5 protein-coding genes and 1 pseudogene are annotated in these 5,432 nt (G+C 45.6%); 4 read left to right on the top strand and 2 right to left on the bottom strand.

Going from position 1 to position 5,432, the window contains the following annotated elements:
* Both J0895_RS25220 and J0895_RS25215 read left to right on the top strand, forming a co-directional pair.
* Positions 1-282 (top strand): annotated as a pseudogene (locus tag J0895_RS25220) (DNA methyltransferase); the annotation flags it as partial.
* 180 nt (positions 283-462) lie between these two features.
* Positions 463-1,071 carry a Uma2 family endonuclease gene (locus J0895_RS25215; protein WP_207090731.1) on the top strand — a complete coding sequence of 203 codons (609 nt, stop codon included), beginning with the start codon at positions 463-465 and terminating at the stop codon, positions 1,069-1,071.
* A gap of 107 nt (positions 1,072-1,178) precedes the next feature.
* On the opposite strand, the gene J0895_RS26205 is transcribed toward J0895_RS25215, so the two are convergent.
* A complete protein-coding gene (locus J0895_RS26205) occupies positions 1,179-1,757 on the bottom strand; it encodes a helix-turn-helix domain-containing protein (RefSeq protein WP_242541584.1) in 579 nt (192 codons plus the stop codon).
* A gap of 3 nt (positions 1,758-1,760) precedes the next feature.
* Positions 1,761-2,126, bottom strand: coding sequence for a type II toxin-antitoxin system RelE/ParE family toxin (locus J0895_RS25200; RefSeq protein WP_207090730.1), 366 nt, complete (start codon positions 2,124-2,126; stop codon positions 1,761-1,763).
* Between the two features lie 220 nt (positions 2,127-2,346).
* On the opposite strand from J0895_RS25200, the gene J0895_RS25195 reads away from it, so the two are divergent.
* Positions 2,347-3,309 carry a protochlorophyllide reductase gene (locus J0895_RS25195; protein ID WP_207090729.1) on the top strand — a complete coding sequence of 321 codons (963 nt, stop codon included), beginning with the start codon at positions 2,347-2,349 and terminating at the stop codon, positions 3,307-3,309.
* Between the two features lie 135 nt (positions 3,310-3,444).
* Positions 3,445-4,935 carry an nSTAND1 domain-containing NTPase gene (locus J0895_RS25190; protein ID WP_340643585.1) on the top strand — a complete coding sequence of 497 codons (1,491 nt, stop codon included), beginning with the start codon at positions 3,445-3,447 and terminating at the stop codon, positions 4,933-4,935.
* Positions 4,936-5,432: the final 497 nt, after the last annotated feature.

Here is a 5,432-nt window from a genome sequence, read left to right as displayed (position 1 = left end):
GGTAAAAATGCAGAACTCATGGGAATTTATGTCTTAAAATACTTTCACGATATGCACTTGCACTTAGCTTCCCTGCAAAACCGATTAGAAAAACAAGCTAAATTGTACTATATAGTAGGCAATTCCACATTTTTTGGAAATTCCGTAGATACAGCCGCCCTGCTTGCTGAATCGATGCAAATGCTTGGGTATCAGCAAGTTCATTCGGAAATCATTAGAAAGCGGAATTGTAATAAAGCCCTTTATGAATATTGTGTCTCTGCAACTTGGTCAAACCATTAGGAATTGCGGGACAGCACTCTAGCTGGATTTAAGGGTGAACGATGCTGTCTTCCGACGATACGGGGTACAAAACAGACTGGATTGATAGCATTAGATATTGCCGAGCTTCCAGAAGGCAAAGGACCTAAGCAATACCCCCATCCGTTACAATCAAATCACAGCGGTAGAGGATGATAAACCATGATCGCCACCCCGACAAAACTGGAAACCGTAACCTTACAATTACCCTGGGACCTGAACCTTCAGGTTAATCCCGTGCAATTTGCAGCGATCGCCGCTGCCAACCCTGATTTAAAACTAGAACGCACTGCCGCAGGAGAATTAATTGTGACTCCCCCCACTGGAGGCGAAACGGGATATCGCAATATCAGAATTGCCTATTTTTTGGTCAAGTGGATTGAGGAAGAAGGAGGAAATGGCATTGCTTTTGATTCCTCCACCGGGTTTACCCTTCCCAATGGTGCAAACCGTTCTCCAGATGCTGCTTGGGTGAGTATAGAACGTTGGCAAGCATTAACAAGAGCGCAGCGCAAAGGATTTGTTCCCTTATCTCCTGATTTTGTGATTGAATTGCGGTCCGAGTCGGACAGTTTAGCAAAACTGCAAAGCAAGTTACAGGAGTATATCGACAATGGGACACAATTGGGATGGTTAATTGACCCGCAACAGCAACAAGTCGAGATTTATCGCGCCGGACAAGGGGTGGAAATTGTGGTGAATCCGAGTCAATTATCTGGGGAGACGGTGTTACCTGGGTTTGTGTTGAATTTGCAACGGGTGTGGAGTTGAGGGGGGTAATTTTAGGGAGGCGATCGCATTTTGAAGCCGCCTTATTTATAGAATAAGGCTTTTGGCATTGTTCAAAAAATTGTACAACCTCTTTAGAATTTTTAGAGTTAATCTACATCAATGGTGTAGGGAGATTTCATGAATTGCCCCGTAAGCCTAGCGCTTTCAGATCGGGAATAATTATCCAACTCATTTAGGCTCGATATATAGTCGCTCAGTCTAATTAAAAACCGAAATAGTCGGTCCGTTGAAAACTTGTATAGCTTTCCATTGATTAATTCTGAAACTTGGGGCTGCTTCGTGCCTAAAATCTCTGCTGCCTTACCTTGAGTCATGCCATACTGAGTAATCATCCTAGTAATTTCATTGGCAAATTTTACCTTGACCAGCTCTTTGTCATAATACGGAAAGTCGAAACCTGACAAAGTTTTATCCAACCTCTTGAAAAACTGACCGAGTTGTTCAGTGGAAAAAATCCATGCCTTGCCATTGATTAAATCTAAGACTTTTGGCGGTTCAATATCTAAAAAGAGGGCGATAGTCGGTGGAGTCATACCATACTGAGTCATGATACGAGTAATTTTATGGGCAAATTCTGCCTTAATCAGTAATTCGTCAGCATCCTCCAAGCCCAAATCTAAAAAAACATTGCCGCTGCTTGCTTGCACTTCAATTTTTTCCTTCATGCTTTACTCTCCCTGTTGTTTCCCATAATTCTCCGAGTAATGTTCTTCTGCCCGATTGAACCGACGCTCGATTAATTTAATATCTTGTTTAGGGGTAGTAATACCTTGCTTGGATTTCTTTTGAAAAGAGTGCAAGACATAAACTGCACTGGCAAATTTTACAGTATAAACTGCCCGGTAAGTGTCTCTGTCAAAATTTTCTACCACTTCAAGTACACCAGCACCCTTAAATCCTTTAAGTGGCTTCGCTGAAAGAGGTTTATTTCCGGTTTGAGCTTCATATAAAGCGAAACCCATGACTTTCTGAACATCCTTTGGGAATTTTTTTAAATCATCAAGGGAGCTACCGATCCACTCAACTGACTTCATTAATTTACTGTTCCCTGAAATATGCTAATTTTAGCATCATATTCTCAATCATACCTTGCTTAACGCCAACCTGCTCGCCTCGCCAAGACGCCCCAGAAGAGGTTCAGGAGGGACCCCGGCTAGAGGACCCCAGGACCCCAGGAAAAAATTTAGTTTACCATCGCGATCGCATTATGAGATCCTAGAAGGAGTCAACAACGGTCAACTCATTTCTCTACCGATGGAACAAGATCGAAAGTCAACGGTCGTCATCACGGGCGCATCCTCCGGGGTCGGTTTGTACGGCGCGAAAGCCCTGGCGAAACGAGGATGGCACGTGATCATGGCCTGTCGGGATTTAGCCAAAGCTGAACAAGCGGCCCAGTCTGTGGGAATGTCTCCAGACAGCTACACGATTCTCCATATCGATTTAGGCTCCTTACAAAGCGTGCGTCAATTTATCAATGATTTCCGCGCGACAGGGAGGACCCTGGATGCTTTGGTCTGCAATGCGGCTATCTATATGCCGTTAATTAAAGATCCCTTGCGGAGTCCTGAAGGGTATGAACTCAGTGTGGCGACGAATCACTTGGGTCATTTCCTCCTGTGCAATGTCATGTTGGAGGATATGAAGCGATCGCCTGCGCCGGATAAGCGCATGGTCATCTTAGGAACCGTCACGCACAATCCTGATGAACTCGGGGGCAAAATTCCCCCTCGTCCCGATTTAGGGGATTTCACAGGGTTTGCTGAAGGATTCAAAGAACCTTACTCGATGATTGATGGCAAGAAGTTTGAGCCAGTTAAGGCTTATAAAGATAGCAAAGTCTGCAACGTCTTAACGATGCGGGAACTTCATGAACGCTATCATGAATCAACCGGAATTGCCTTCACTTCTCTCTATCCCGGATGTGTTGCTGAAACACCATTATTCCGGAATCATTATCCGCTGTTTCAGAAACTTTTCCCGATCTTCCAAAAATACATTACCAAAGGATATGTATCTCAGGATTTAGCGGGAGAACGAGTGGCGGTAGTGGTGGCCGATCCGGAATACAAACAATCCGGCGCTTATTGGAGTTGGGGAAATCGTCAGAAAAAAGATCGAAAATCTTTTGTCCAACGGGTTTCTCCTCAAGCGCGGGATAATGATAATGGTAAGCGGATGTGGGATCTGAGTGCTAAGTTAGTGGGACTGGCATAAGTTACTGCATCAGATTACCGCTTTCCTAACTAATTCTACGGGGGTTGTTACCTCCGTAGATTTTTATCATTGATTGACTCTGATGGTGCTAGGGTTGATGTTATTCCTCGATAGGTCTGAAGTATGTCAAAGTCGGTGAATGCATCGACGGAAGGTTTGGCGATCGCCGATCGCGCTAGAAAGCGTTTGGGTTGGACAAAAACCAGTACAGCGCGGTGGTGGCAGGATGCTCATACCTCCCGCGCCACCTTACGACGATTTTGGCATGGCGATCGCATTCAACGGGACATTTTTATCGCCATTTGTGCCGCCGTGGGGATTAGCGACTGGCAGGCGATCGCCGAAAGTTGTGAAGCTGATTTTGATCCAGCTATCCCGGAGTTTCCTGGGATCCGAGACTGGCAGGAAGCGCCAGATTTAGACTCTTTTTTCGGACGCGATCGCGAGTTGGCGCAACTGGAACAATGGATTTCCACCGCCAAAATTATCATCATTTCCGGCATGGGTGGCATGGGAAAAACCGCCCTTGCCCTCGCTTTTGCTGACGCCATGCAACTGCAATTTCACGGTTTAATCTGGCGATCGCTTCACCATTCCCCCTCTTTAATTGCCCTCCTCGATAGTCTCCTCTACAGCTTTGATAAAACCAGCGTCACCAATATTGCCAAAGGCACAATCCAATTACTCCAATATCTAAAACACCATCGCTGTCTGCTGATTTTAGATGGATTAGAAGCGGTATTACAGTCACCAGAGTGGGAAACAGAATATAGTGAATTTATCCAAACCTTAAGTCGCGATCGCCATCAAAGCTGCATTCTGATTACCAGTCGTGAACAACCCCGGACAATCCCCCTAGAAGGCAAAAACCTGCGCGGTTTAACCCTTTTAGGATTGCGAAATACTGCGGCGTTAGACTTGTTAAAATCCCGAGGATTGACGGGGAAAGAATTAGGACTTTCGGCCTTAATTCAACTGTATCGGGGGAATCCGTTCGCCCTCAAAATTGTTACTCCGTTTATTCAGACCGTATTTGGGGGAAATGTCGCCGCCTTTTTGAATCAGAATACCCTGATTGTCGGCGATAGATTACGAACTCTGTTGCACCAACAATTGGAACGCCTATCTGATTTAGAACGAGAGATTCTGTACTGGTTGGCAATCTGGCAAGAACCCGTCTCATTTTGCCGACTGCAAACCCATTTTCTGGTATTACTCGATCCGGCAGCATTATTAGAAGGAATTGCCAGTTTAGAGCGGCGATCGCTGTTAGAATCCTGGTTTGGGGAGGAGTCCTCTGCCTTCACCTTGCAACCCCTGGTGATGCAATCAGTCCGGGAGGAATTAGTCGAACGTGCGACAGCGGAAATGAAACGGGTGGTGCAGAGTCATGATATTCGCTACTTTAAAGTATGGCGATCGCTGATGTTCGTCAGACCCGGAACCGATGATATAGCAGGCGATCGGATTATTAATCAACTGCGTGAGAATCTCTGGCAAATCTATGGGGCAACCCTACCACAAACCTTGCAGAATGTTCTGGCTTTGTTACCCGATCAATCCCCCTTGGCAGTCGGTTATATTGGCTGTAATGCGATCGCGCTACTGCAACCGTTAGATTTGTAGAGGCGATCGGAACTCATCAGTAGACAGAATCTCCACAGTGCGATCGATATCCGACTCCGGGGTAAACTTCGTTGATTTCAGTGAGAAGCGGGTGTTTTAGAAAAGCTAGGACATCACCCTCAAATTCCTAGCCTTTGGGATAATTTTGAACAAAATAATGGATTCTATTTTGTTCAAGACTTTATCGACGGGCAAGAACTGAGCAAAGAAATTGAAAACGGCAAACCTTGGAATGAAGGGGCTGTGATTGGCCTGTTGTGGGATGTCCTGAATGTTTTAAAATTAATCCAATCCCTAGAACCCCCGGTCAGCCATCGTGATATCAACCTGATAGTCGCGGAACTAAAATCTGATAAGCGAGCAGTTTCACTCGGTCATTCACAAGAAACCACACTAGCGCATAGCCCCAAACGAACAGTGCCCAACCCCAACCGAGGGGTGTCATAAAGAACCCATAAACCGCGATCAACGTTGCCACTGTTTGCGTCCCGCATACT

It is taken from the genome of Phormidium pseudopriestleyi FRX01 (assembly GCF_017313335.1).
Lineage (GTDB): Bacteria > Cyanobacteriota > Cyanobacteriia > Cyanobacteriales > Laspinemataceae > Laspinema > Laspinema pseudopriestleyi.
This window is presented reverse-complemented; position numbering and strand designations above follow the sequence as displayed.